Annotated in this window: 26 protein-coding genes; 15 read left to right on the top strand and 11 right to left on the bottom strand. The window is 39.2% G+C overall.

Going from position 1 to position 25,632, the window contains the following annotated elements; genetic code table 11:
* Positions 1-6: 6 nt before the first annotated feature.
* Genes GM920_RS17600 through GM920_RS17610 form a run of 3 tightly spaced genes read right to left on the bottom strand, consistent with a single transcriptional unit; the run spans position 7 to position 1,701 of the window.
* On the bottom strand, positions 7-462 hold the full coding sequence (locus GM920_RS17600; protein ID WP_235964572.1) for a 3-oxoacyl-ACP synthase: 456 nt from the start codon (positions 460-462) through the stop codon (positions 7-9).
* Positions 462-1,112 (bottom strand): nitroreductase family protein, encoded by a 651-nt coding sequence (locus tag GM920_RS17605; protein WP_235964573.1) that lies wholly within the window; start codon positions 1,110-1,112, stop codon positions 462-464. The genes GM920_RS17600 and GM920_RS17605 overlap by 1 nt, the downstream gene beginning before the upstream one ends.
* Positions 1,084-1,701 carry a hypothetical protein gene (locus tag GM920_RS17610; RefSeq protein ID WP_182959918.1) on the bottom strand — a complete coding sequence of 206 codons (618 nt, stop codon included), beginning with the start codon at positions 1,699-1,701 and terminating at the stop codon, positions 1,084-1,086. The genes GM920_RS17605 and GM920_RS17610 overlap by 29 nt, the downstream gene beginning before the upstream one ends.
* 92 nt (positions 1,702-1,793) lie before the next feature.
* On the opposite strand from GM920_RS17610, the gene GM920_RS17615 reads away from it, so the two are divergent.
* The 6 genes from GM920_RS17615 to GM920_RS17640 all read left to right on the top strand — a co-directional run bounded on the left by GM920_RS17615 (position 1,794) and on the right by GM920_RS17640 (position 6,937).
* Complete coding sequence (locus GM920_RS17615) at positions 1,794-3,416, top strand: ABC-F family ATP-binding cassette domain-containing protein (protein WP_182960330.1); 1,623 nt, start codon at positions 1,794-1,796, stop codon at positions 3,414-3,416.
* Between the two features lie 173 nt (positions 3,417-3,589).
* Complete coding sequence (locus GM920_RS17620; protein WP_182959920.1) at positions 3,590-3,991, top strand: MerC domain-containing protein; 402 nt, start codon at positions 3,590-3,592, stop codon at positions 3,989-3,991.
* 217 nt (positions 3,992-4,208) lie between these two features.
* A complete protein-coding gene (locus tag GM920_RS17625) occupies positions 4,209-4,838 on the top strand; it encodes an ABC transporter ATP-binding protein (protein WP_182959922.1) in 630 nt (209 codons plus the stop codon).
* Complete coding sequence (locus GM920_RS17630) at positions 4,835-6,046, top strand: ABC transporter permease (protein ID WP_182959924.1); 1,212 nt, start codon at positions 4,835-4,837, stop codon at positions 6,044-6,046. Before GM920_RS17625 ends, GM920_RS17630 begins: the two co-directional genes overlap by 4 nt.
* Before the next feature lie 16 nt (positions 6,047-6,062).
* Positions 6,063-6,500 carry a hypothetical protein gene (locus GM920_RS17635; RefSeq protein ID WP_182959926.1) on the top strand — a complete coding sequence of 146 codons (438 nt, stop codon included), beginning with the start codon at positions 6,063-6,065 and terminating at the stop codon, positions 6,498-6,500.
* 2 nt (positions 6,501-6,502) lie between these two features.
* Positions 6,503-6,937 (top strand): Fur family transcriptional regulator, encoded by a 435-nt coding sequence (locus GM920_RS17640; protein WP_182959928.1) that lies wholly within the window; start codon positions 6,503-6,505, stop codon positions 6,935-6,937.
* A gap of 68 nt (positions 6,938-7,005) precedes the next feature.
* Here GM920_RS17640 and GM920_RS17645 read toward each other — a convergent pair whose 3' ends face one another.
* The 3 genes from GM920_RS17645 to GM920_RS17655 all read right to left on the bottom strand — a co-directional run bounded on the left by GM920_RS17645 (position 7,006) and on the right by GM920_RS17655 (position 9,358).
* Positions 7,006-8,076: a dipeptidase gene (locus GM920_RS17645; protein WP_182959930.1), complete on the bottom strand. Its 1,071-nt coding sequence runs from the start codon at positions 8,074-8,076 to the stop codon at positions 7,006-7,008.
* Between the two features lie 12 nt (positions 8,077-8,088).
* On the bottom strand, positions 8,089-8,556 hold the full coding sequence (locus tag GM920_RS17650) for a RidA family protein (protein WP_182959932.1): 468 nt from the start codon (positions 8,554-8,556) through the stop codon (positions 8,089-8,091).
* Between the two features lie 301 nt (positions 8,557-8,857).
* Positions 8,858-9,358, bottom strand: coding sequence for an FKBP-type peptidyl-prolyl cis-trans isomerase (locus GM920_RS17655; protein WP_182959933.1), 501 nt, complete (start codon positions 9,356-9,358; stop codon positions 8,858-8,860).
* A gap of 370 nt (positions 9,359-9,728) precedes the next feature.
* Here GM920_RS17655 and GM920_RS17660 point away from each other — a divergent pair, with 370 nt between their 5' ends.
* The 4 genes from GM920_RS17660 (at position 9,729) to GM920_RS17675 (ending at position 12,376) form a co-directional block, all read left to right on the top strand.
* A complete protein-coding gene (locus GM920_RS17660) occupies positions 9,729-10,190 on the top strand; it encodes a hypothetical protein (protein WP_182959935.1) in 462 nt (153 codons plus the stop codon).
* A 131-nt stretch (positions 10,191-10,321) separates the two neighbouring features.
* Positions 10,322-10,570, top strand: coding sequence for a hypothetical protein (locus tag GM920_RS17665; RefSeq protein WP_235964574.1), 249 nt, complete (start codon positions 10,322-10,324; stop codon positions 10,568-10,570).
* Between the two features lie 78 nt (positions 10,571-10,648).
* Positions 10,649-11,743, top strand: coding sequence for a mandelate racemase/muconate lactonizing enzyme family protein (locus tag GM920_RS17670; RefSeq protein ID WP_182959937.1), 1,095 nt, complete (start codon positions 10,649-10,651; stop codon positions 11,741-11,743).
* 294 nt (positions 11,744-12,037) lie between these two features.
* The gene (locus GM920_RS17675; RefSeq protein ID WP_182959938.1) at positions 12,038-12,376 is read left to right on the top strand and encodes a MarR family winged helix-turn-helix transcriptional regulator; all 339 of its coding nucleotides are present in this window, start codon (positions 12,038-12,040) and stop codon (positions 12,374-12,376) included.
* A gap of 12 nt (positions 12,377-12,388) precedes the next feature.
* Here GM920_RS17675 and GM920_RS17680 read toward each other — a convergent pair whose 3' ends face one another.
* From GM920_RS17680 to GM920_RS17690, 3 genes are all read right to left on the bottom strand, one after another.
* On the bottom strand, positions 12,389-13,309 hold the full coding sequence (locus GM920_RS17680; protein ID WP_182959939.1) for a glycoside hydrolase family 25 protein: 921 nt from the start codon (positions 13,307-13,309) through the stop codon (positions 12,389-12,391).
* A gap of 77 nt (positions 13,310-13,386) precedes the next feature.
* A complete protein-coding gene (locus GM920_RS17685) occupies positions 13,387-14,757 on the bottom strand; it encodes a dipeptidase (protein ID WP_182959940.1) in 1,371 nt (456 codons plus the stop codon).
* A 120-nt stretch (positions 14,758-14,877) separates the two neighbouring features.
* Positions 14,878-15,423 carry a hypothetical protein gene (locus GM920_RS17690; protein WP_182959941.1) on the bottom strand — a complete coding sequence of 182 codons (546 nt, stop codon included), beginning with the start codon at positions 15,421-15,423 and terminating at the stop codon, positions 14,878-14,880.
* 101 nt (positions 15,424-15,524) lie between these two features.
* On the opposite strand from GM920_RS17690, the gene GM920_RS17695 reads away from it, so the two are divergent.
* The 5 genes from GM920_RS17695 to murA all read left to right on the top strand — a co-directional run bounded on the left by GM920_RS17695 (position 15,525) and on the right by murA (position 22,384).
* Complete coding sequence (locus GM920_RS17695; protein ID WP_182959942.1) at positions 15,525-16,136, top strand: PH domain-containing protein; 612 nt, start codon at positions 15,525-15,527, stop codon at positions 16,134-16,136.
* On the top strand, positions 16,123-17,685 hold the full coding sequence (locus GM920_RS17700; protein ID WP_182959944.1) for a PH domain-containing protein: 1,563 nt from the start codon (positions 16,123-16,125) through the stop codon (positions 17,683-17,685). Before GM920_RS17695 ends, GM920_RS17700 begins: the two co-directional genes overlap by 14 nt.
* 121 nt (positions 17,686-17,806) lie before the next feature.
* Positions 17,807-20,113, top strand: coding sequence for an ATP-dependent helicase (locus GM920_RS17705; RefSeq protein ID WP_182959946.1), 2,307 nt, complete (start codon positions 17,807-17,809; stop codon positions 20,111-20,113).
* Between the two features lie 210 nt (positions 20,114-20,323).
* Positions 20,324-21,019 (top strand): DUF4290 domain-containing protein, encoded by a 696-nt coding sequence (locus GM920_RS17710; protein ID WP_182959948.1) that lies wholly within the window; start codon positions 20,324-20,326, stop codon positions 21,017-21,019.
* A 39-nt stretch (positions 21,020-21,058) separates the two neighbouring features.
* A complete protein-coding gene (gene murA / locus GM920_RS17715) occupies positions 21,059-22,384 on the top strand; it encodes a UDP-N-acetylglucosamine 1-carboxyvinyltransferase (RefSeq protein WP_182959950.1) in 1,326 nt (441 codons plus the stop codon).
* Positions 22,385-22,500: 116 nt separating this feature from the next.
* Here the strand turns inward: murA and GM920_RS17720 are convergent, their stop codons facing one another.
* Both GM920_RS17720 and dprA read right to left on the bottom strand, forming a co-directional pair.
* Positions 22,501-23,862, bottom strand: a complete 1,362-nt coding sequence (locus GM920_RS17720) for a pyridoxal-phosphate dependent enzyme (RefSeq protein WP_182959951.1) — start codon at positions 23,860-23,862, stop codon at positions 22,501-22,503.
* Positions 23,863-24,014: 152 nt separating this feature from the next.
* Positions 24,015-25,106 (bottom strand): DNA-processing protein DprA, encoded by a 1,092-nt coding sequence (gene dprA / locus GM920_RS17725; protein ID WP_182959952.1) that lies wholly within the window; start codon positions 25,104-25,106, stop codon positions 24,015-24,017.
* Positions 25,107-25,632 lie beyond the last annotated feature (526 nt).

The raw sequence follows: 25,632 nt of genomic DNA on the forward strand, positions 1-25,632 counted from the left end.
TTCAGATTAAATTATTTCTTTGATCACATAATGCTTACCATTGAAATCAAATGCTGCGCCTTTTTCTTTCCCAATCAATAGGTTGCCAATTGGTGAAGCCGCAGAGATGGCAAAGATATTTTCGTCATCCAATTTCAATTGTCCGGCACTTATGCTAATGTAAAAAACACCCTCAGAAGTATATACCAGGTTTCCATTTCTCACCTTCTCATTTGAAGGCGTATCTTTGATCGAATTTAGCAACTGTAAATTTTGTTGCGCATCCATTAACAGTCTTTTGTTCCTGCTGATGTCTTGTTGCATCATTTCTCTTGTAGTTTCGAATTTATCACCTGCACTACTCTTCGTATCGTCATTACTCGCTTCACGAGATTGCTCTAAAGCTGTTTCTGCAGTCTGAATCCGCTGTTCAATAAAGTTCAAACACAGGTGATATAGCTTTTCTTTAATATCCTTCATCATTATGATTCTACCCATTTTACTTTATCTGCGATCGGACCTCTTTTTGCTGTTCTAGGCGCTTCATTGTGGTAGCCCATATAGAAAAGGCCAAAACATTTTTCATGCGCTTCAAGATCAAGAAAACTACCAAGTGATTCAATCATTCCTGGAGAGCTCCAATAGGCACCTATATTTAGGGCTTCAGCGGTTAGTGCCATGTTTTGTACTGCACAGGCGAGCGCAGCAAGTTCTTCCCATTCCGGGATTTTATCGCTGTGTAAAGCCACATTTAAGGTAATGATACAATTTGCTTGTCCTGCTTTTTCCAGAATACTATCGTATTTTTTTTGCAGGAACTGATGCTCCGGAGTTGTTTCTTTGTATAACCTGGCTAGCTCTGCTCCCAGCTTCAGTTTACCTTCATTTCTGAAAACGGTGAAACGCCATGGCTCCGTCAGTTTATGAGTAGGTGCATAATTTGCACTTTCCAACACCTGCTTAATCAATGCTACAGGAATCTCTTGCTCCGTATAGCTAATCGGGAAAACACTGCGGCGACGTTGAATAATGCGACTTAATATATCTATTTCTTTTTCCATGGATCTTTCTACTGTGATATAACTATTGGCAAAAGTAACAATATCAGCTTTCCTTTTGTTTAAAATGGTCATTGTTTTCCGACTTGACTTTTTCAAGCTGCTTTCTGACCTGTTTTGCTCTCATAAAAAAGGCTACACTTTCCATATCTTCCAGATGGCCAATAGTTTCCAGTAATTCATCTTTGATCCATGGGTACCTTGGCGCAAGATTCGCGAGCACTTGCATCGCATGTACTTTGGCAGCCACCAAGACCTCCTCGTCAATCAACCAATCGAACATCAAAGCGATTAAGGGTTCAAAATCTATCCTTTCCAGTTGTCCGGGATGCAAACCTTTTGCTTTTTTACTGGTCAGAAAGGCAAGGATTTTACCGTAATGCCGCATTGGACCATGTTGTTTTCTCGCTGGAAATCGACTGAGAAAGTCTTCCAGATGATCTCCCAAACAATAGTAGTTCAGAAAAATATATTCCAGCATCCATGCCGCCCTGAAAGCCAGCTCTTTCCGGGAGTGAAAGGTCAATTCAATGACATCTTTAACTGTAAAGTATTCTTCAGATTTATTGTAAAAATTCCTTTTGTCTGCAATTTCTGAAAGCACCTTTACCATTTTAGCCTCCATAGGGGCACCCAATCGGGTTGTTAATTCATCCTTGGTCACATTATTGAATTTTAGAATAACAAAACTAATCAATCCCTATTCAAATCATTTTATAAATTATGACTACCTTTGCGGCTTATTTTATCAGCAATATGATTTCAGTTTCTAACTTATCCCTCCGTTACGGAAAACGTACCTTATTTGAAGATGTGAACCTAAAATTCACTCATGGCAACTGCTATGGTGTAATTGGGGCGAACGGCGCAGGTAAATCCACCTTCCTTAAAATTCTTTCAGGAGAAGTAAACCAAACTTCAGGTAGTGTGGCTTTTACTCCTGGTGAACGTATGGCCGTTTTAAAACAAAATCACTATGAGTTTGATGAATTTCCGGTGATTGAAACGGTGATGATGGGTCACAAGGAATTGTATGACATCATGAAGGAAAAAGACGCCATCTATTTGAAGGAAGATTTTACCGACAAAGATGGTGAGCGTGCTGGTGAGCTGGAAAATAGATTTGCAGAAATGGATGGCTGGAACATGGAAAGCAATGCTGCCACCATGTTGAGTAATTTAGGAATTAAAGAAGAATACCACTACAAGCAGTTAAAAGAACTTGATGGTACCCAAAAAGTACGTGTGTTATTGGCACAAGCTTTATTTGGTAATCCTGACGTTTTGCTACTGGATGAGCCTACCAACGATTTGGACATTGAAACAATCGCCTGGTTAGAGAACTTCCTTGCTGATTACCAGACTATCGTATTGGTAGTATCACACGATAGACACTTTTTAGATGCGGTATGTACGCATATCGTTGATATTGATTTCAGCAAAATGAGCATTTACTCGGGTAACTATACCTTCTGGTATGAGTCGAGTCAACTTGCGTTGAAACAACGTGGTGATCAAAATAAGAAACTGGAAGAGAAAGTTAAAGAGCTTCAGGAATTTATTCAGCGCTTTAGTGCAAATGCTTCGAAGTCGAAACAAGCAACTTCCCGTAAGAAAGCTTTAGATAAAATTGACATCTCAGAAATTAAAGCTTCCAGCAGAAAATACCCTGCAATTTTATTCAACAACCTGGGTAGAGAAGCTGGTGACCAGATTCTACAGGTAGAAAATCTTTCTTGTACTTTAAATGGAGATGTGATGTTTAAAAACGTCAACTTCATGGTAAATAAAGGAGATAAAGTAGCTATTCTGTCTCAGAATAGCTTAGCGACCACTGCTTTTTACAATGTATTAACTGCTCGTGAGCAGAACTATACAGGTGAGTTTAAATTTGGTATCACCATTAGTATGGCAGATATCCCTAACGACAATACTCCTTATTTCGAAGGAAAAGATGAGAATCTGGTAGATTGGTTACGTGAGTATTCAGGTACTGAGATGGATGAGCAGTTTGTAAGAAGCTTCCTAGGTAGAATGTTATTCTCAGGTGAAGAGGTTTTGAAAAACGTGAAAGTATTGTCAGGTGGTGAGAAAATGCGTTGTATGTTCTCTCAAATGATGTTAAAACATGCGAATTTATTGTTATTAGATGAGCCTACGAATCACTTGGACTTAGAGTCGATCACGGCACTAAATAATGGATTAAAAGATTTCAGAGGTACCGCTTTGTTTACTTCACGAGATCATGCATTAACGGAATCAGTTGCGACAAGAATTATTGAATTGACGCCAAAAGGGGTGATTGATAAAATGATGACTTACGACGATTACATTACAAGTCCAGATGTTGCGCTACTAAGAGCAGAAATGTATAAATAAAAAAAAGGGGCCATGAGGCCCCTTTTTTTTATGCCCTAGTGGTTGAGCTTGTTCTTTTGACAGCTCAGGAATCCTGAATAACCATCTCCCTTTATATTATTGCAATTAAGTTGCAAATAATATAACAAACGCAACACTATTGCTTTTATCTTTGTAACCTGAATCTTTACATTATGATAAAAGCCACTAACAAAAAAACTTTATTAAAATCAGGTCGTTTAGACCAGTTTGGAATCACCGCTTCTATAGCCTGTGCCATCCATTGTGCTGCATTACCTTTCCTCATCACTTTACTGCCACTCTGGGGCATGAGTTTTCTCGCAAATCCCTGGGTAGAGTTTAGCATGATCGGCCTATCGCTGCTTATAGGAACCTGGTCTTTGGCCACATCTTACCCCAAACACAAACGCATCATCCCCATTCTTACACTTATTCTCGGATTTATGCTAATTGGAACCGGCCATTATGGTCTACATTCTTTAGAAGCGATACTGATTCCATTAGGTGGCTTTACCATTGCGCTCGCACACCTGCTCAATTGGAAATATGCGCGGAACTGTGCGCATCATTTTTAAAATTAAGGCAGTAGCAAATACTTTACAACAAAAGCACTTGCAATCTTATGGCATTCACTACTTTTGTAATTGCACACAACATGAACAACAAACTGATATTCGGTGTATTTTTACTTTTTGTAAGCATGGTTAATCCGGGTTGCACACACCAACATCCAGATGGCAAAAAGCTGTACCTAAAATATTTAAAAAGCCGTGTAATAAATACCAAACATCTATGATTTCATTAAAATCTGTGGCTCATCGATATGACCAGCAACAAGACATCCGTTTTGAGGACTGGCAAATTGATGCCGGATCACAATGGCTCCTCCTTGGGGCATCAGGAAGTGGAAAATCAACCTTACTTCACATCCTGACAGGTATTTTAAAGCCTACACAAGGAAGTGTTAGCATCAAAGGAACCTCAATTTATGACCTGTCCTCCAAAGAACTTGATCAGTTCAGGGGAAGGAATATCGGGATCGTTTTTCAACGACCACACCTGATTAAAAGCCTGAGTATATCAGAGAACTTAGTAATTGCACAAAGTTTTGCAAAATTACCTACTGATCTGAAACGGGTGAACGAGGTATTGGATGCTTTAGGTATTTCACATAAGAAAAATGCCTATCCAGATCAATTGAGCCAAGGACAGCTACAACGGGTATCTATTGCCAGAGCAGTAATTAACAAGCCTGCATTACTGATTGCTGATGAGCCAACTTCGAGTCTGGACGACAATAATGCAGCCGTTGTACTTGATTTATTGATGCAACAATCGGGAGCCAACCAAGCTACATTACTGGTAGCTACCCACGACAAAAGAGTAAAAGACGCCTTTAAACATACTTACGAACTATCATGAGCCCTATAAAAATCAGCTGGAAGAGCTTATGGTCGAAGCCACTTTCTTCCGCATTAAACATGATGCTCATCGCCTTTGGTACTGGAATATTGACCATATTGTTATTGGCATCTAACCAGATCTCTCAAAAACTAGACAATAACTCCAAAGATATTGACTTGGTTGTAGGAGCCAAAGGAAGTCCACTGCAATTGATTCTAAGCAGCATTTATTATATAGATTTCCCAACCGGAAACATCCCACTCAAAGCAGCTAAGGAGCTATCCCGCAGCCCATTTGTAAAAAGGGCAGTTCCATTGGCTTTAGGCGACAATTACAATGGAACACGAATTGTTGGAACAGACAGCAACTTCGTAGCCCTATATCATTTGAAACTAACGCAAGGAAAGTTTTGGAACAGTGATTTTGAAGCTACTATCGGAGCTGGTGTAGCAGAAAGTCAGCAGCTAAAAGTTGGAGATACTTTTTATGGCGCACATGGATTAAGCAGTAGCAGCGATGTACATAAAAGCCACCCTTATAAGGTAACCGGAGTTTTAGAATCACAAGGAAATGTCACGGACAACCTGATTTTAACCAATATCGCCAGTGTTTGGAAAATGCATGACGACCATGAGGAGGATAACAAAAAACATGATGATCATGAGCATGACGGAGAAGAAGACCATAAAGAACTCACTTCTTTACTCATTCAATACCGCTCCCCAATGTCTGTTGCGATCTTTCCTAGAATGGTTAACGAGACCACCAATATGCAAGCTGCCTCTCCTGCACAGGAAAGCACCAGGTTATTTTCTTTAATTGGTGTTGGTGTAGAAACCTTGCAATGGTTTGCCGTTTTAATCATGCTTATTGCAGCAATCAGTGTATTCGTAAACCTTTACAATTCCTTAAAAGAACGTAAATATGACCTGGCCATCATGCGTACACTGGGTGCTTCAAGAGGGAAACTCTTTCTGATTGTCATCATTGAAGGGATCATTCTTACCCTTATTGGTACCATCATTGGCCTAGCACTAGGCCATTTTGCCCTACAATTTATTGGCCATTACCAAGAGAGCAACCAAGCCCGTCTCAGCGGAATGATTTTCCTAAAGGAGGAAATATATTTATTTGTTGCTGGCCTGGCGATTGGTATATTTGCCGCTATCATCCCAGCAATACAGGCTTACAGGTCCAATATTTCTAAGATATTGTCTAAAAACTAACACAAATACAAAAGAAATGAAACGATTCCTACTCGCTATTTTACTCTTTACCGGATTTGCGGTAAAAGCACAGCACAATCCTGATGATCAAATCCTGTCTGACAACTGGGATGTTGTAGGTGGTGTTGACTTTAAAATTGTTAAAGACTCAGAAATGTATGCAGTCTATACACCTGAAATTAAGAAACATGCCAACAAAACATTTGAATTGGAAGGCTATATTGTTCCAATTAAAGATGGTATGAAACAAACGAAGTTTATGCTTTCTACTTTACCTATCAATCAATGCTTTTACTGTGGTAAAAATGGCGTTCCAATTATGGTGTTGGTGGAAATGACAGAACCGATAAAATTCACTTATAAAACAATTGTCGTAAAAGGCACGTTGAAATTAAACGCTGGAAATGCAATGGATAATCCACCAATTTCCCTGGTCAACGCAAAAACATTATAACCATGAAATTAGATCCTGTAAATATTTTAAAAGAACACGAGCTTAAACACACCAAACAAAGGGTACGTGTTCTGGAAGAAATTGCTTTGGATACGGTGGCGATCTCACAGCCAGAATTAGAAAAAAAACTGGGTAAAGAGATCGATCGTGTAACACTTTACAGAATCCTCAATACTTACGAAGAAAAGGGAATTGTTCACCGTATTATGGACCTGAATGGCACTGCAAACTATGCTTTATGCTCCTCTGCCTGCACTGAAGACCACCATCACGATGAACATGTACATTTTAACTGCACGACCTGTGGTAAAATCTACTGTCTTGAAGTAACCGTACCAAAAATTAAAATGCCGAATGGATTCACTGCGAAGACTGTCAATACGACGGCCTATGGCACTTGCGAAAAATGCAATGCCCAGGTCCCAATTTCTGCATAATACCCATTCACAAAAAAGCCGTTCGCATCAATGATTGCGAACGGCTTTTTTTATTTTAGGTTTATCGACTAAGCCCATGCTTTATACAAGAAATTGAGCCAGTTCTTGTGAAAGATAAGTTCTAGCTCTGCTTCCGAATAACCTTTCGCACTAAACATTCCCAGCATTTTTTGCAAATCGGAAATCGTATCAAGGTCGTACGGCGACTGCTCGGTACCAAATGCACCATCCAGATCAGATCCGATACCAATGTGCCTGGCATTACCTGCCAGCTGGCAAATATGATCTGCATGCTCTACAACTTTTTGCAAGCCACAGTTTGTGCCTTTTGGTGTAGAAAGCCCTCTTTGCCAATCTGGAACCAACATCCAGGCATCTAAAGCACCACCAATGACCGCTCCCCTATTGATTAAAGCCAAAATCTGCTCGTCGCTGTATTGCCTGTTGTGATTTACTAATGCCCGGCAATTGTTGTGACTGGCCCAAACCGGGCCGGAAAAATGATCCAATGCTTGCCAAAAAGCGTCATCACAAAGATGGGTTGCATCCAGAATAAAGTTTAACCGCTCCATTTCTTTCAATAAGTCCAAACCCATTTTCCCCATCTTTCCAGTGGCATCTGTTCCGTTCGCATATCGACCAGGGCCATAATGTGCCGGACCAATTGCTCTCAGGCCATATTGATGTGCACGTTCCAGATAAGAAATGTCGACAATAGAATCCGCACCTTCCAAACTCAGGATATAACCAATTGGCTTCTTATCATTGGGACTTCCGTCATTCCACAACTCGTAATGACTTTTCAATTGCTCGGCATTCCTGAGCTGCTGTAGCTCTCCAACCTCTTCCATTGCTTTATACCAGGCCAGCTGGCCCTGAGTTTGTGCCCAGGCCTGTTCTGGAGAATTCCAACCAGGAATTAAACTATCAGGTTTTACATATCGAGCAATCTGCGTGGCCACCACAATCCCAATATTCCCTTTCCTCAATTCTGGAAAAGATACCGTAGACTTCTCTCTATCGGGTTTATCCGTCATTCCTTTTTCTAGGGTTCGGATCGTACTTACCGGCAACCTCAAATCCCTGTTCCATTCCATGGCATTCATGCTAAGGTCCAGGTGAGCATCAATTATAAACATAGGTTCTAAGGGTTAGAATAATTCGAAAACAGCTTCTACTTCTACTGGAATATTATCGGGTAAAGAACCCATCCCTACTGCACTTCTTACCCCAATTCCATGCTCTTGTCCCCATACAGCAGCAAATAACTCACTACAACCATTGATGATAAAAGGATGTTTTTCAAAATCAGCGGAACAGTTGACCATTCCCAGGACTTTAATCACCCTTTTCACCACATTGAGACTCCCGAAATTAGTAACAATAGTAGATAGCATCGTCAGGCCTACCTGTCTGGCTGCAAGCTTACCTGCCTCAGGATCCATATCCTCACCAATACGTCCAATAATCAACGATTGATCTGGCTGTACAGGCCCATGTCCTGATAAATATAAATATTTGCCATCTACTAAAAACGGCTTGTAAATTCCAAGTGGTTTTGGTGCAGGTGGCAATACAAGGTCTAATTTCAAAAATGCTTCTTGGGCTGATAAATTCATGGTGCTAAAATTTGGTGTTAAAATATTTTTTATTTACTGAAACCAAAATAGGCAACAGAAGCGCCGGCTGACTTAAAGGCCGGGCAGGAAATCAAATATAAAATTGTTTTACCTAAACTGCATATTATTTGCAAATGTTTTTCGCACAAACTTATAACCCGCCGCTAAAACTGGTGACAATCCCTCAATGATGAAAACGAAATCGGCAGAACCACAAGTCGGTATTGCAAAAATTATGCAACAAAAAAAAAGAGGGCAATCCTTAGGATGCCCTCTTTAATGTCAATTAAGATCTGATCTACTAGTGACCTTGGTGACCATCTGCACCGTGTGCATGGCCATGACTTAATTCTTCTTCAGTTGCTTCACGTACTGAAAGGATTTTACCTGCAAAAATTAGGTTTTTACCAGCCATTGGGTGATTCAAATCTACAGAAACAGTTGTTTCATGGATTGCAGTAACACCAGCTCTGAAATGGTTACCTTGGTTATCTTGCAAAGGAATTACATCACCTACAGCAGGTAAACCAGCATCTTTGAACATTTCAATAGGCAAGTCAGCAAACGCTCCCGGATCTAAATCACCGTAACCGTCAGCAGCAGTAAGCTCGAAGCTATACTCATCACCAACATTTAATCCTGCTAAATGCTCTTCGAACTTAGGTAACATCATTCCTGTACCATATAAAAACACAAGCGCATTTTGCTCATCTGCTTTCTCTACAAAAACTTGTTGTCCTTCTTCATTAGTCGTATGCAATTCGTACGTTAATGATACTACTGTGTTGGGTTTAATACTCATTATGATGTTATTTTAGTTATCAATTTCAATGCTTCCTCAACAGTAATTACTGGCAACTGGCACAATTATTTTCGGCAAATATAGCCAGATTTAAATAAACCCCTTTATTTAATCGTTGGGAATATTAGCTATTTTATAATCCAACAGAAAAACAGGCTTCATTGTTCATTAAAACCTATTATTTATATCGACCTATTCCCCCTGTTAGCAACCAATAAGTCTTAAAATCCCAACCATTAATGTGGTAACTATTGTTCATTACATCTGTTCGTTTACTGAGAAACATGCTATTCAATAAGAAATTCAAAGGCATAAAATTTAATATTATTAGTTTAGTATATTCGACAAAAAAATAGATTAACGAACCTCTATGCAATTATTTCACAAGATCTTTGGTAAGAAAAAAAATGAAGTAGATTTATTTTCAAAAACAATAGCGCAATCTGTAGATATTTTTTTCACTTATTACCAAGAGCCCGGTAAAATTAAAGCTGAAATTAAAAAGATAGCTAAATCTGACCAAGAGGAAATGATGTTGTTTTTATTTATTCCTCATATATTTTGTCGGTTAACTTTTCCAGAAGTTGAATGGACCGATTATTTCATATGCCCCAATGATAATGGAGAGGAAATCGAAATGAAATTCTCTGACTCCAACATTTATTCCAAAATGTATACAACTATTAAAAATAATTGGGATGAATATTTAAGTCGTGATATAGGTATGGTTCTATTCCATAGTGGTGATTTTAAAGCAATAAATCAGATGCTAAATAATGGCTCTAAACTAGAAAATTTGAGTGCGCTACCTCCAAAAATTAGTACGCGCTAGTTTCCAATTATACATCAATTAGTAATCACTTGAATTACATAGCATTATTGCTCATGAGTGGTTGAATTTGATGCAGAGATTACATTATTCGAGATTCCTCCTGAGGTCCATTGGTATTTATATTCCAATTCATGACAAAAATAGCCATAGATGCCCCTATCTTTAACCATAAATTCAAGGCAGATAAAACATCACAAATGATCAGATTAAATAAGGACACCCCATCAGAAGTATTACAGGAAGTGAAAAAAGGTGATTTAGTGACCGATACATTTAGCAAAACTGGTCTGGTAGAAGAGATTGAAACTACGGACGACGGCTTATATAGGATCTATAACTTCCATTTGGTCACCGGTAGAACCATTACGATTAAAAAATAATACTCCTCCCGTTTATTGCCTCAATAAGACAAGGACAAATGGCACAAAATCAGTACTTTTAAGAAAACCCTGATTGCCATGAAGATCACACATATAGAAATCTATCGCTTTAGCATTCCTATGGTTCCTTTTGTAATTGCAACCGGAACGATGGATTTCGCGCAGAATGTATTGATCAGAATACATACTGATACTGGAATTTACGGTGTTGGAGAATGCTCTGCCTTTCCAATGATTGTTGGAGAGAGCCAGGAAACCTGTCTGGCGGTGGCAAAAGTATTTGCTAAAATACTGGTTGGAAAAGATCCGCTTGACATTCCGGAGAGAATGAATGATCTCATGGGTTATGCACAAAATGGAACCATTAAAAGTGCCTTTGACATGGCCCTATTTGATATTTCCGCAAAAGAAGCCAAACAACCCTTATATCAATTTCTTGGCGGACAAAAGAGGATAGTCGAAACCGACATGACTATTGGTATTGACGAGCCGGAAATTATGGCCAAAGCAGCAATAAAGTACCAGCAACAAGGCTGCAATATTTTAAAAATCAAACTTGGCAAAAACATCAAAGAAGATATCGAACGGATTAAACAGATTCGGGAGGGTGTTGGAGAAAATATGAAAATCCGTCTGGATGCAAATCAGGGATGGAATTTTGACGATGCACTTTTTGGCTTGGGCAAGCTTGAGGAATACAACATAGAATTCTGTGAACAACCCATGCGTACCTGGTATGACGATTACTTACCGGAGTTAAACCTGAACTCTCCCGTTAAGATCATGGCCGATGAAAGCTGTTACAACCACCATGATGCACGTAAACTCATCAATAGTAAGTCCTGTGACTATCTGAATATAAAATTCGCCAAATCAGGGGGCATCCTGGAGGCGCAAAAGATTCATGAAATTGCCCTTCAAACTGGCACGAAATGTATGATTGGCGGGATGTTGGAAAGCAGGATTGCGGCTACTGCAAATCTTCATTTTGCTTTATCCTGTCCGAATATAATCTTCTATGACCTGGATACCTGCTTACTTGGACACCTGATTGACCCGGTAATTGGCGGACTAACTTATGATGGCTACTTTTTAGAAGTTCCGGAAAGTCCCGGTATCGGTGCGGATGCAGACCCAGCGTTTTTAAAAACCTGCGAACGCTTCTTGATATAACCATCCAAATAGCGCTACACCAAGACCATTCCTGCCATTTTACATTAATACCTAATTTTTACCAGAATAAAATTCAATAATTCCCGTATAAACACCTCTTGATATTTTTAATCAATTTCATTAATTTGGTAAACTTAGTTTACAAACACCACCACATTGATGATAGACTACCATAAACAAGCTGTGTTATTTCAACAGCTATACGTCCTCAAAAAATTAACAGACGACTGGGGCGAGAAAAATATATGCCCTCTGCACCAGCCACACTTCAACATGGCCTTTATGCCCTTTTTTATGGCTGTTGGACTAGAAGGTAGGTCAAGCAGTGCAATTGCAGCAGCACTTAAAGTGAGCAGACAAGCTACCGGTAAGATTATGAAGGAGCTAGAACAGAACGGGCTTATTAAAGTAGAAAAAAGTAGAACCGATGCCCGTTCCAATCTGCTTCAACTGACTGAAGATGGACGTAATTTCTATCTACAAGTGGCGCAACAAGCAAGTTTACTCACCAGTAAATATGAAAAGTTGATTGGAAAAAAGCAATTGGAAATGATGACTGAAACTATGGAAAAGATGATTCACTTCCATGAAAAATTACATCAATGCCATCTGATGGGTGGCACCCATGGCTAGTAAAATAACGACTTAGTAACTGAGGATTTTAGGAATCCTCAGTCGCTCAAACGCAGTACTATCCCCATTAAACGCATTGAAATCTACCACATGATTGATCCCGGTAATTCTGGCCTTATCAGAATGTTGCCAGAAGAACCAATTGGTATCCTTGCTTACTTTCAACTTTGCCTGGTGATAGTGTGCAATCCATAGCGGATATTCATCAAAATGCCCTTTCAGGTAATCTCTATAAAAAGTAAGGCCCGAATAAATAATCGGTTTTACTTTAGTCTTTTTCTCTACATAACTGATAAATTCTTTTAGTTCCTTACGCATATCTGCAGGATCTACACCATTCAACTGCTCAATATCTACAACCGGGGGTAAATCCCCTTCTTCAAACTTCACGGTTTGCAGAAAAAATTTGGCTTGCCATTCTCCCGACTTCTGTGCTCTAAAAAAATGATAGGCTCCACAAATAACGCCTGCCTTTGCCGCTTCTCTCCAGTTGCGTTGAAAATATGGGTCTACGCTTAAAATCCCTTCTGTAGCCTTAATAAAAGCAAATTTCACCTGTACCTCATCCTCTTTCATTGCTTTTACCTTGCGCCAATCGATCTTCCCCTGATAATAAGAAACATCAATACCATGAATCGAGTGCATTTTGGGAATTTTAATATCAAAACTGCTATAGGTACGGTAATTCGGATCCTGTCCCCAGTCCTTCACCCAGCGCCAGGTAGAACTAAACCCTTTAATGATATAACCATAATAAAATGGCGACAATAGAATCAACATAAGCCCAACGATAGCAAACTTCCACTCCAAAGCCAATGGCTTTTTCTTCTTTACGACTTTACGCTTTACGGCAGGCTTCTTTCTAGGTGCAGCCGGCTTTCTTGCAACAGGTGTTTTTTTTAGTAAAGGAGAATTTGGGGGTACTAAAGGCATGGTGTAAAAATACAAAAGGGCAGCCGATTTGGCTGCCCTTTTTTGAATAACTATTTATTCGATTTAGAATCAAGCGTTTATTTACTCAACTCCGCGAAATATTTATGGAATAAAGGCAATGTCTCAATTCCTTTGTAATAATTAAAGATGTCATATTTCTCATTTGGAGAGTGCAAAGCATCGCTATCTAGTCCGAATCCTAACAATACTGATTTAATCCCTAAAGCGCTTTCAAACAAAGCTACAATTGGAATACTACCACCACCTCTTGTAGGGATTGGTTTTTTACCAAATGAATCCAGGATCGCCTGTTCAGCTGCGCGATAAGCAACGCTATCTGTTGGGGTTACTACCGGTTCACCACCATGATGTGCGGTAACTTTTACCTTCACATAATCAGGAGCAATGCTTTCAAAATGTTTTGCAAAAATTTCAGAGATCTCCTCAGAAGTCTGATTAGGAACTAAACGCATAGAGATCTTAGCATTGGCTTTAGAAGGCAATACTGTTTTGGCACCTTCACCTGTGTAACCGCTCCAGATACCGTTTACTTCTAAAGTTGGTCTTGTTCCAGTACGTTCCAGGGTAGAATAACCTTTTTCACCCCATTCTGCACCGATCTCCAAGTCTTCTTTATATTCATTCAAGTCGAATGGTGCTGAATTTAAAGCCGCTTTTTCTGCCTCAGTCAATTCTACTACCTTATCATAAAATGCAGGAATTGTAATGTGGTTATTTTCATCATGCAGAGAGGCAATCAGTTTACATAGGATTGTTGCCGGGTTAGCCACAGCACCACCATATACACCTGAGTGTAAATCACGGTTAGGACCAACAACCTCCACTTCCATATAAGCCAAACCACGAAGTCCGGTTTCAATAGAAGGGTTTTCCATGCTGATCATAGAAGTATCAGAAATCAATACCACATCTGCTTTTAAGCGCTCGGTATTTGCTTTTACAAACACACCTAAATTTGCAGAACCTACTTCTTCCTCTCCTTCGATCATGAACTTCACGTTACAAGCCAAAGTATTGGTTTTCATCATCAGCTCAAAAGCCTTTACATGCATGTAGAACTGACCTTTATCATCACAGGCACCACGTGCATAGATCTTACCATCACGTACTGTTGGCTCAAAAGGAGGCGTTTTCCAAAGCTCCAAAGGATCTGCTGGTTGCACGTCATAATGACCATAAATTAAAACGGTAGGCAATTTTGCATCAATGATTTTCTCACCATATACAATAGGATAGCCTGCTGTTTCACAGATTTCAACATTATCCGCACCAGCTTCTTTCAGTTTCTCAGCTACAAAATCAGCTGTCTTCAATACATCACCTTTATATTTAGGATCTGCACTTACTGATGGAAAACGTAACAGTTCAAACAATTCGTCTAAAAAACGTTGTTTGTTGTCTTCTACATATTTTTTAATCTCTTGCATAACAAATGGTTATTTAACGCTATAATTTGAGTCGATAAAACTAGAAAAATTTATTCTGAAAAGCGCATAAAAAAACCCTTATTAATATCATTAATAAGGGTTAGATAAAGGAAAATTCCCTTACAAACTCTTTTGCAAGCCAACCAAGTCAGTGACCAACTGATCTCTAAGTGCAAGGAAATCATAGTTTACGAAATCACAAGAATACTTTCTGAAGGCCATTTTATACCCGATTGTAAATTCTCCCATTTCATAAGTACTGTCCTTAATTGCGGTATCCAACTCGCCATCGTTTTCTGCAATACGCAAACCTTCAATAAGTTCATTGAAGATATATTTCTTATCTTCTCTATGCGCGTCCGTGCTATATATAAAAGTGAATAAAGCTTCAGAGTAAACTCGAATGGACTCCATCACATTAATGTGATCAGAAATCGCTTTTTTCAGTCCCTTATTAATTTTCTCTTTTATTTCTGTTTCTGGTCCGGATACAGCTTCCGCATCTTCCTTCATCAGTTCTGACTTATATTCTTTTAGGGAATCAATACCCAAAAACGTCAATTTAACACCACCATCCACACTATCAATAAAAGCAGGTGCTACTATCTTTCCCTCAAAATCAGCCAAATGAACACCTATAACATCTACTTCAATTTCTAACTTCATAAAAAATTTTTTATAAAAATATGAAAATAAACACAAATCCACCTGAGCCCTGCCATAAGAATAATTTATTAACTTCGTTTCGAACGCTATTTTAAAACAAAATGCAAGATTTTACGAACGAGAATTTAGACCTAAGCCGACTACCAAAATATGAGACCGTGACGCTTAGTGAGCTTCATAAGAACTATTGGAAGGTCATCTTGTTAAACATCGCTGTCTTTATGCTCTTTTTAGGGCTGGCCAGCTACTTACTGTTTTTCTTGTTAAAATCATCAAATCCTGAGCCCTATCTATTTATTGGTGGATATCTCCTGTTTGGGATCCTCCTGGTGATGTTTTATGCCATCAGTATAAAGAAAAGAGGCTATGCGATCCGGGAAAAAGACCTGATTTATAAAAGTGGTATTGTTTCCATTTCGACATCCGTTATTCCTTTCAGCAGGATCCAACACATTACCCTCAATGAAGGTATATTTTCCAGAATGTTTAACTTGGCAGCTTTACACATTTACACTGCTGGCGGCATTTCAGGAAACATTGTGATCCCTGGATTGGATATTGAACTCGCCAAATCTATTAAAGAAGAACTGACCAAACAAGTTAACCATCAAGATACCCCCACCCCCCATCAAAATTCAAAAGAACACAGTTTAGAAAAGTCGCAGAAAAATAATGATCATCAAGAGTTAAGCAAGGATCATGATGGAAACTAATTTCTCCGCACCGAAAAGGCAATCAGCGATGGGCGTTCTCATTATGTTCCTTAGTCACCTGCAACATAGTATTCGGGCCCTGATCATTCCGATCCTGGTGCTCGTTATTAAATCTAAAAGCATTACTCAGGGCTACATCCTATTCGGAATTTTGCTTTTCCTGATCACTCTTGCCATTTATTCATACCTCAGCTACTTAAAATTTACTTTTTTCCTCGATGAAGAGAAACAAGAGTTTATCATCCAGAAGGGTATTTTTAATAGGGAAAACCTGATCATCAGGCTTGATAAAATCCAACAAGTAAACATCAATCAGTCGCTTATCCAAAGAATTGTTGGGGTTTATAGCCTGGAAATTGATACCGCGGGGAGCGATAAAAAAGAAGCCAGCATCAAGGCCATAGACCATCAGTCTGCCACCATACTACGGGAAAAACTACTGGCTAGAACCTATCAGACAGCGAATGGTCATTCCCATACAGAGCAGTCTAATCTTTCGGAACCTGATCATATCGGTGCCGATGTAAATGAGCCAGTTTCGCAAAGTAGAAATATTCAGCCATTATTAAAACTAAGTAGTTCCAGCCTATTAAAAATAGGCTTAACCTCCAATTATGGAGCAAGCATTGCACTATTGACCGGTTTTATCTTTGCCATCATCGAGGCTACAAGAAATTATACTGAAGCTTTTCAACTAGAGCAAAATCCCATCAGCCAGTTATCAACCAAAGGATTGGGTTTAATTTCGCTGTGTATACTTCTGGTTATTGCTTTATTGATTGTTTTGGGTACTAACCTGATCAGAACCTTCGTTAAATACTTCGACTTCGAGATCAGGAGAGAAAAAAACTTCTTATCTATCAACTCTGGACTTTTTGACAAGAAACATACCTTATTGAAGCCTGCACGCGTACAAATCAGCAGTTATAGTCAGAATTACTTTCAAAAGAAACTAAATCTCATCAATTTAAGATTCAAACAGGCGGCTTTCAGCACAGCCGCGGAAGCCGATCAAGACAATAAAAAGCACGATATCGAGATTCCTGGATGTGATGAAAAGGAAAGAAATGAAATCCTTAAAATGATCTACAACCAGCTTCCGGTTCAGGGAAAGCTTTTTATTCCGAACTATAGGTTTTTATTCCTCATGGTAATGTTGCGAATCGTGATTCCAGCACTTGTTTTTTCAGGCATAGCTACATCCTACCCTCCATTGCGGGAGTACTTATATTGGATTATTCCTTACGCCATTTTGGTAGGGATTGGGCTATACTTTGAGTATGCCCATCATCGCCTTTATGTATCGGAAGAATTCATCATCAAAAAAAGCGGCATCTGGGACATAGAGTACCAAACGCTAGAGCCACATAAAATTCAAAAGATAACCACAAAACAATATTTCTGGCATAAAAAAGCAGATATTGGACATTTAATCCTACATACTGCTGCTGGCACCTTACATTTTAAGTATGGAAAGTATGCCGATATTCATCGTATGGTAAACTATTGGTTATATAAAGTAGAGTCGGGCAAAAAAGATTGGATGTAACTCCAATAAGAGACATAGTTTTCTTATTTTTGTCCGAATGTAGCAGGGCCAACCTCAGGGGAAGCCGACAACGATACATGGTTTAAACAATACCTTTAAAAAGCAGAAACAGGATAGCATTTTGGATTATTTAGCAGGATTAAACCCCCAACAACGCGCAGCAGTAGAAAACACCCAGGGACCAGCAATGATTGTCGCAGGTGCCGGCTCCGGAAAAACACGTGTCATTACTTATAGAGTAGCTCACCTGATTGAAAAAGGAGTTGATCCATTCAATATTTTGGTGCTTACTTTTACGAATAAAGCATCGAAAGATATGCGCGAAAGAATCATGAAAGTGATTGGCGCAGAAGCAAAAAACATTTGGATGGGAACTTTTCACTCTGTATTTGCGAAAATATTACGAGTAGAAGCAGAAAAAATCGGCTATCCTTCCAGCTTCACCATCTATGATACAGACGACAGTAAAAGTCTGATCAGAGCGATCTTACGCGAGATGCAGCTGGACGACAAGCTTTACAATGCGAATTTCGTCTATAACAGAATCTCTTCTGCAAAAAACAACCTGGTTTCCCATATTGAATACCAGGAGAATGCAGAAATTCAGGCAGAAGACATTAGCAATAAACGCCCCTTAATTGGAGCGATCTATGAAACGTACACCAAACGTTGTTTCAAATCAGGAGCAATGGATTTTGACGATTTATTGTTCAAAACCAATGTATTGTTAAAAAACCATCCTGATGTATTAAACAAGTACCAACAGAAATTTAAGTACCTGATGGTAGATGAGTACCAGGATACTAACTTTTCCCAGTACACAATTGTCAAAAAGCTTGCGGCGGCTTACCAGAACATTTGTGTGGTAGGTGATGATGCGCAAAGTATCTACGCCTTCAGGGGGGCCAACATTCAGAATATCCTAAATTTTGAACGCGATTACCCAGATTTAAAAGTTTATAAATTAGAGCAGAATTACCGCTCTACCCAGAATATTGTAGAAGTTGCAAACAGCATCATCGCCAACAATAAAAACCAATTGGAAAAAAATGTATTCTCCGACAATGAGTCTGGCGACAGGATCAGGGTTCAGCGTGCATTTACTGACAATGAGGAAGGTAAAATTGTAGCGGAGGCCATTATTCAGGAACGCAGTTCTAAAGGCTATAACTACAATGATTTTGCCATCTTATACCGTACCAATGCGCAATCCAGAGCAATGGAGGAAGGTTTAAGAAAACTCAATGTTCCTTATAAGATCTATGGCGGACTATCATTCTACCAACGTAAAGAGATCAAAGATTTAATCGCCTATTTCCGATTAACCTTTAATCCAAGTGATGAGGAGGCCATTAAAAGGGTCATCAACTACCCAAAAAGAGGACTTGGAGATACTACTGTAGAAAAACTATTGGTTGCTGCAGATGAGCACAACACCACCATGTGGGAGGTAGTTTGTAACCCGCAACAATATATCGCAGGAAGAATCGCCAATCAATTGAATGATTTTGCCATGATGATCAAAAGCTTTACTGTGGAAGCCAAGAAATTGGACGCCTATGAAGCTGCATTATACATTGCACAACACTCTGGAATTCTAAAAGAACTACATTCGGACATGACTGATGAAGGTCGTGGAAGACATGAAAATATACAGGAATTATTAAACGGGATCAAAGAATTTGGAGAACGCGAAGATATTGAAGACCGTAGTCTGGAAGTATTTATGCAGGATATCGCCTTGTTGACGAACGATGATAAATCAAATGACAAAAATGTGGATACGGTTTCTTTAATGACCATCCACTCTTCAAAAGGTCTGGAATTTAAAAACGTCTTTGTAGTTGGTTTAGAGGAAAATCTTTTCCCTTCACAAATGTCATTGAACTCAAGATCTGACTTAGAAGAAGAACGCAGGTTGTTCTATGTGGCGGTTACCCGTGCAGAAAAGAAACTTACCCTTACTTATTCTACTTCAAGATACAGATGGGGTACACTAACCAATTGTGAACCTAGTCGTTTTATCGAAGAGATCAACCCTCGTTACCTGGAGATAGAAGTGCCAAAAGCAGCTAAACCTGTTACTGGCGATGACAGTTTCTCTTCAGAACGCAGAAGCTGGACGCAACAAAGAGATAGTTTTAGTAAGCCTAAACCGGCCAGTTCAACTACTACCACAGGTACCTCTACGGCCTCCAGACCAAAAACTTCTGTCTTACCTAAAGCTCACGTTCCTACGCCAGGCTTCGCCCCTGATGCGGCCAATCTATTCCAAAATGGAATGGAAGTAGAACATGAGAAGTTCGGTTTCGGTAAGATTGTGAGTCTGGAAGGTAGTCTACCAGATATAAAAGCAACGGTATTTTTTCAAGGTCTGGGTAATAAACAGTTATTATTAAAATTTGCTAAATTGCGAATTGTTAAATAAAATATATCTTTACAGAATCTGGATGAGTTTATAAAGCCCTGATTACTAATTTAAATAACGATTATACAAATAATGGCTTTATCTCGTTATCACCTGATACGATCGGCCTTTAGCAGATTTAGCCTACTCAAGAAGATTTAATACGCCCAATAGGGCCGGCCGGTCTGCAAAACCGGTCGCACATAAAAATAATAAAGTATAATTATACAGATGAATTTCGATTATAATACCACAAGAAACGAGCTAATCCTCGCCGAATACGGCCGTAATGTACAGAACATGGTGAAGTACATTATTGAATTACCCGAGCTTGAAGAACGTAATAAATACGCTCAGGCGGTGATAGATCTTATGGGATTCTTGAACCCCCATTTGCGTGATGTTGCTGACTTTAAGCATAAACTATGGGATCATTTACACATCATCTCAGGTTACAAAATCGATGTAGACTGTCCATATCCTAAGCCTACACCAGAAGATGCATTGGTAAAACCAAAACATATCGGTTATCCTCAGCAAAAAATCACCTATAAACATTACGGTAAAACTGTAGAAACCATGATCGAAAAAGCCAAGGCAGTGGACGATCCTGAGCGCAGAGCTGCAATGGTACAGGGCATCGCGAATTTCATGAAAATGGCTTACGTAACCTGGAATAAAGATAGTGTAGCTGATGAAACTATCCTTAAAAATTTACGCGAGCTATCGGGTGGACAACTACAATTAGACGAGAATGTAAACCTGGCAAAGGTTGAATTTAAGCCTGCAGTAGCCAGACCAACAAACAACAATAACCGCGGCAGACAAAACAATAACAACAACGGTAAAGGCAGACAAAACAACGCTAGCAATAGTAACAACAACCGCCCACAGCGTAACAATAATAATCCAAAACCACGTCACTAGTTCTTACCAATTTACAATACTATACAAGCTTACTACAACATGAATGCATTCGAAATAATTGGTGGACAAAAGTTAAAAGGTGAGATCACACCTCAAGGGGCAAAGAATGAAGCCCTACAAATTATCTCTGCAGTTTTATTAACTGAAGAAAAAATAACGATCAGCAATATCCCTGACATTAAAGATGTCAACAAATTAATTGAACTTTTAGGAGACCTTGGTGTAACCGTAGAACGCCTTTCAAAAGACACTTATACTTTTGAGGCAAAGAACATCAATCTGGATTTCTTCCAATCAGATATATTTAAATCTAAAGGTGGTAGTTTGAGAGGATCAATTATGATCGTCGGACCACTTTTGGCTCGTTTTGGTAAAGCAGCAATCCCTAAACCAGGTGGTGATAAAATCGGTCGTAGAAGGCTAGATACGCATTTCTTAGGTTTCGAGAAACTGGGTGCAAAATTCGTGTATGACTCGAAAAAAGAGTTCTTCAACGTAGATGCAACTGCCCTTAAAGGTGCTTACATCCTAATGGATGAAGCTTCTGTAACCGGTACTGCAAATATTGTGATGACGGCAGTAATGGCTAAAGGAATTACTACAATTTACAATGCTGCCTGTGAGCCTTACTTACAGCAACTGTGTAAAATGCTGAATCGAATGGGTGCAAAAATCACTGGGGTAGGCTCTAACTTACTGACCATTGAAGGTGTGACCAAATTGGGTGGTACTGAACACCGTATGTTACCTGACATGATTGAAATCGGTTCTTTCATTGGCCTTGCGGCAATGACAGAATCAGAAATTACCATCAAAGATGTTTGCTATGCTGAACTGGGAATTATCCCTGAAGTTTTCAGAAAACTGGGTATTAAATTTGAACTTAAAGGTGATGATATTTTCATCCCTTCTCAGAAACACTATGTCATTGAGTCATTTATCGATGGATCAATGTTAACCATTGCAGATTCCCCATGGCCAGGATTTACTCCTGACTTATTGAGCATTGTATTGGTAGTAGCTACTCAGGCTAAAGGATCAGTATTGATTCACCAGAAAATGTTCGAAAGCCGTCTGTTCTTTGTCGATAAATTGATCGACATGGGTGCGCAAATCATACTTTGTGATCCACACAGAGCAACGGTTAACGGCATCAACAAGCAATATAAACTAAGAGGTATCAGCATGACTTCTCCGGATATCCGTGCGGGAGTATCACTGTTGATCGCTGCTTTATCTGCTGAAGGAAAATCAACGATATTCAATATTGAGCAAATTGAACGTGGTTACCAAGATATTGATACGCGTCTACGTGCCCTTGGTGCGCAGATTAAACGTATCGATGCTTCGGCACCAAGTCACTAGGATACAAGAAAAGGGTTAACCACGTTGACCCTCCCAAAATAACAAGACATAAAAAAATCCCTGAAAATCAGGGATTTTTTTATGTCTAATAAATATGTTTTCAATGCAAATCTGTCCTAGCCAGAAATTGCGTTGATGATGTCATACTGAGTGATAATTTCAATCTTACCTTGCTCGTCTTCCACCAAAACCGCAGAGTTTTCTTTATTGATCAATGCTGAGATCTTATCAATTGAAGTATTCATATCTACAAAAGGGAAAGTGGTCGACATGATTTCTTTTACCGGAGCAGATTTTAAAGAAGGATTCTCTAAAAGTGCTTTCAAGATATCACTCTCGGCTAATTTACCTACCACCATTCCTTGTTGGGTAACTGGAATCTGAGAGATATTTAAAGTATTCATATTGTTAATGGCTTCCAAAATGCTTTTCTCGCAATCAATTGTAATGATTTCCGTAGCTTCTTTCTTAGCAAGAATTGACCTTGCAGTCAGCTTCTCATCCTTAAGGAAACCGCGTTCTCTCAACCAATCTTCATTGTACATTTTACCCATATAACGGCTTCCATGATCATGGAAAATCACGACAACCACATCTTCAGGTTTCAGTTTATCTTTCAACTGCAGTAATCCAGCAATAGCTGATCCTGCTGAATTACCAACAAAGATTCCTTCTTTACGTGCAATCTCACGGGTCATTAAGGCTGCATCTTTATCCGTCACTTTCTCAAAAAGATCAATGACGTCAAAGTCTACATTCTTTGGCAGGAAATCTTCCCCAATCCCTTCAGTAATGTAAGGATAGATCTCATTTTTATCTAAAATTCCTGTTTCTTTATATTTCTTAAATACAGAACCATAAGTATCTATTCCCCATACTTTAATGTTAGGATTCTGCTCTTTCAAGTACCTTCCTGTACCGGAAATTGTACCACCAGTCCCTACTCCTACCACTAAATGAGTAATCTTTCCTTCGGTTTGTGCCCAGATTTCTGGTCCAGTCTGCTCATAATGTGCCTGAGAGTTCGCCAGATTATCATATTGATTTGGCTTCCATGAATTCGGAACTTCACGTTCTAACCGCGAAGAAACTGAATAATAAGACCTTGGATCTTCAGGTTCTACGTTTGTCGGACAAACGATTACTTCCGCACCAAAAGCACGTAAAGCATCTACTTTCTCCTTAGACTGCTTATCTGTAGTTGTGAAAATACATTTATAGCCTTTAATAATTGCCGCCATAGCCAGCCCCATTCCGGTATTTCCAGATGTTCCTTCTATAATGGTTCCACCCGGCTTCAGCTTACCGCTCTTCTCCGCGTCTTCAATCATTTTAAGTGCCATACGGTCTTTAATCGAATTCCCAGGGTTAGTGGTTTCAATTTTAGCCAATACCGTAGCCGGAATTTCCTTCGTAATTGTATTCAATCTTACCAATGGCGTATTACCAATGGTTTCCAAAATATTATTGTACCACATGATACAAAAATACGAATTGGTCCTTAGAATTCTATTTACAAATCATAATTCATTATTTAATATTACAAATACTAAATAAACGGAATTATATTTTAATCTACTAGTCCAATAGACTTATTTACCATCTATTATATAGGTGAAGAAAGAATATCTTAACAGCGTTGATAGCGCTTGCCCGGTAAAGAAATCAGCAAGCCCTCCATTTCCAGGTTCAATAAATGCAAGGATAGCCTACTTTGCGGAAGTTTTAATTGCCGGGATAGCTCATCAATGTTTAAATCTGAAACTTTTAGCACTTTTAGTATCCTCAGTTCCACTTCATCAAGTGTTAATGGCGACACTTCTGCTATCGTGACCAGCTTTTTCAAAGGTTCCTCCCAACCCAAAAAATCAGGAAGATCCTTAGCATGATTAATCAATCCAGCTCTATTGGTCTTAATTAAAACATTACAGCCTTCAGAGTAAACATCTGTAGTCCTTCCCGGGAAAGCATAAACGTCCCTGTGGTAAGAATTTGCAATGTCAGCAGTGATAAGCGCCCCTCCTTTTGATGCCGCTTCCACCACAATCGTCACATCAGAAATTCCCGCAATAATGCGGTTTCGCTTTGGGAAGTTTTCCTTATCGGGATTCGTAAAAGAAGGAAATTCTGTCAATAGTCCCCCATTCAATGCCATTTTTTTTGCAATAGCTCCATGTACCTGTGGATACATCCGATCCAAACCATGCGCCAATACCCCAATCGTTGGAATTCCATGGGTTAAGCTTTCCTGATGAGCGTTTACATCGATGCCATAGGCGAGTCCGCTGACAATTAAGACCTCATAAGGAGCCAGTACTTCTGCAAGCTGCTTACAGAGCAGCTTACCATAACTGGTAGCCATGCGCGTACCAACGATACTTATGACTCGTGGATGATTCAGGTTGGCCGTTCCTCTATAGTACAATAAGATCGGCGCATCCTCGCAATTTTTCAAGCGATAAGGATAATTATCATCGGTATAAAACAATACCTGTACTTGATACTTCTCTATAAACTTCAACTGCTCCCTGGCTTTTTCCAGCGCTTCCTTCCCTAGAATATGTTGCGCAGTGATCACGCCTACCCCAGGAACCCGCATTAATGCTTGCTTACTCGCTTTAAATATCGCTTCTGGTGTAATAAAATGGTTTAACAGATGTTTTGCTGTGATGTGCCCTACATTTTGGATCATGCTTAGGGCAATTTTATAAATTAAGCTCATAGGCTAACTTATGTGTTATCTGTTGGATTATCAAATACTTTTGAAATCCTGATATTATGCGTTGTAAAAAGAGGTTTCAGCAACAACGACTGGAATCTTTTGCGCTAAAAAAGCACAAAATTTCCTAGATCGTTTTTTGCAAAACCTCTTTTTACCTTTAAATACTACGATTTTAAAAGTCTGGTTAACCAAACAGACCTGGGGTCAATGATGAAGATCACGGCAGTCCATGGTAGGATGAAACAAAAAAGAGCAATGATTAATAAGGAGAACAATACCTCAGTAAAGACACAATAACTAAACGGGACGCAATATCGAATTGAAATAAGATTAAGGTAGCGCTCCAGATTAGGAAGCTTATTATGAAGGAGTATTGGTTAATTACTGCTTTTAGATTGAAGCAGTCTGGCAGACCTTCCCTTTTCCCAGCGATGAACCGCATGTAGGGTCTCCTGGAAAAAAAGCAGTTGCTCTTTGAAGACATTCGAAGATTTGCCCTTCAGCAAATATTCGGGGATGAAAAGAG

It is taken from the genome of Pedobacter gandavensis, assembly GCF_014172405.1.
In the GTDB taxonomy this organism is placed as follows: Bacteria; Bacteroidota; Bacteroidia; order Sphingobacteriales; family Sphingobacteriaceae; genus Pedobacter; species Pedobacter gandavensis.

Bases quoted from the DNA above. Each gene is read 5' to 3' on its own strand.
- GM920_RS17600 (WP_235964572.1), bottom strand. From the start codon at position 462: ATGATGAAGGATATTAAAGAAAAGCTATATCACCTGTGTTTGAACTTT.
- GM920_RS17605 (WP_235964573.1), bottom strand. From the start codon at position 1,112: ATGACCATTTTAAACAAAAGGAAAGCTGATATTGTTACTTTTGCCAAT.
- GM920_RS17615 (WP_182960330.1), top strand. From the start codon at position 1,794: ATGATTTCAGTTTCTAACTTATCCCTCCGTTACGGAAAACGTACCTTA.
- GM920_RS17620 (WP_182959920.1), top strand. From the start codon at position 3,590: ATGATAAAAGCCACTAACAAAAAAACTTTATTAAAATCAGGTCGTTTA.
- GM920_RS17625 (WP_182959922.1), top strand. From the start codon at position 4,209: ATGATTTCATTAAAATCTGTGGCTCATCGATATGACCAGCAACAAGAC.
- GM920_RS17630 (WP_182959924.1), top strand. From the start codon at position 4,835: ATGAGCCCTATAAAAATCAGCTGGAAGAGCTTATGGTCGAAGCCACTT.
- GM920_RS17635 (WP_182959926.1), top strand. From the start codon at position 6,063: ATGAAACGATTCCTACTCGCTATTTTACTCTTTACCGGATTTGCGGTA.
- GM920_RS17640 (WP_182959928.1), top strand. From the start codon at position 6,503: ATGAAATTAGATCCTGTAAATATTTTAAAAGAACACGAGCTTAAACAC.
- GM920_RS17645 (WP_182959930.1), bottom strand. From the start codon at position 8,076: ATGTTTATAATTGATGCTCACCTGGACCTTAGCATGAATGCCATGGAA.
- GM920_RS17650 (WP_182959932.1), bottom strand. From the start codon at position 8,556: ATGAATTTATCAGCCCAAGAAGCATTTTTGAAATTAGACCTTGTATTG.
- GM920_RS17655 (WP_182959933.1), bottom strand. From the start codon at position 9,358: ATGAGTATTAAACCCAACACAGTAGTATCATTAACGTACGAATTGCAT.
- GM920_RS17660 (WP_182959935.1), top strand. From the start codon at position 9,729: ATGCAATTATTTCACAAGATCTTTGGTAAGAAAAAAAATGAAGTAGAT.
- GM920_RS17665 (WP_235964574.1), top strand. From the start codon at position 10,322: ATGACAAAAATAGCCATAGATGCCCCTATCTTTAACCATAAATTCAAG.
- GM920_RS17670 (WP_182959937.1), top strand. From the start codon at position 10,649: ATGAAGATCACACATATAGAAATCTATCGCTTTAGCATTCCTATGGTT.
- GM920_RS17675 (WP_182959938.1), top strand. From the start codon at position 12,038: ATGGCTGTTGGACTAGAAGGTAGGTCAAGCAGTGCAATTGCAGCAGCA.
- GM920_RS17680 (WP_182959939.1), bottom strand. From the start codon at position 13,309: ATGCCTTTAGTACCCCCAAATTCTCCTTTACTAAAAAAAACACCTGTT.
- GM920_RS17685 (WP_182959940.1), bottom strand. From the start codon at position 14,757: ATGCAAGAGATTAAAAAATATGTAGAAGACAACAAACAACGTTTTTTA.
- GM920_RS17690 (WP_182959941.1), bottom strand. From the start codon at position 15,423: ATGAAGTTAGAAATTGAAGTAGATGTTATAGGTGTTCATTTGGCTGAT.
- GM920_RS17695 (WP_182959942.1), top strand. From the start codon at position 15,525: ATGCAAGATTTTACGAACGAGAATTTAGACCTAAGCCGACTACCAAAA.
- GM920_RS17700 (WP_182959944.1), top strand. From the start codon at position 16,123: ATGATGGAAACTAATTTCTCCGCACCGAAAAGGCAATCAGCGATGGGC.
- GM920_RS17710 (WP_182959948.1), top strand. From the start codon at position 20,324: ATGAATTTCGATTATAATACCACAAGAAACGAGCTAATCCTCGCCGAA.
- murA (WP_182959950.1), top strand. From the start codon at position 21,059: ATGAATGCATTCGAAATAATTGGTGGACAAAAGTTAAAAGGTGAGATC.
- GM920_RS17720 (WP_182959951.1), bottom strand. From the start codon at position 23,862: ATGTGGTACAATAATATTTTGGAAACCATTGGTAATACGCCATTGGTA.
- dprA (WP_182959952.1), bottom strand. From the start codon at position 25,106: ATGAGCTTAATTTATAAAATTGCCCTAAGCATGATCCAAAATGTAGGG.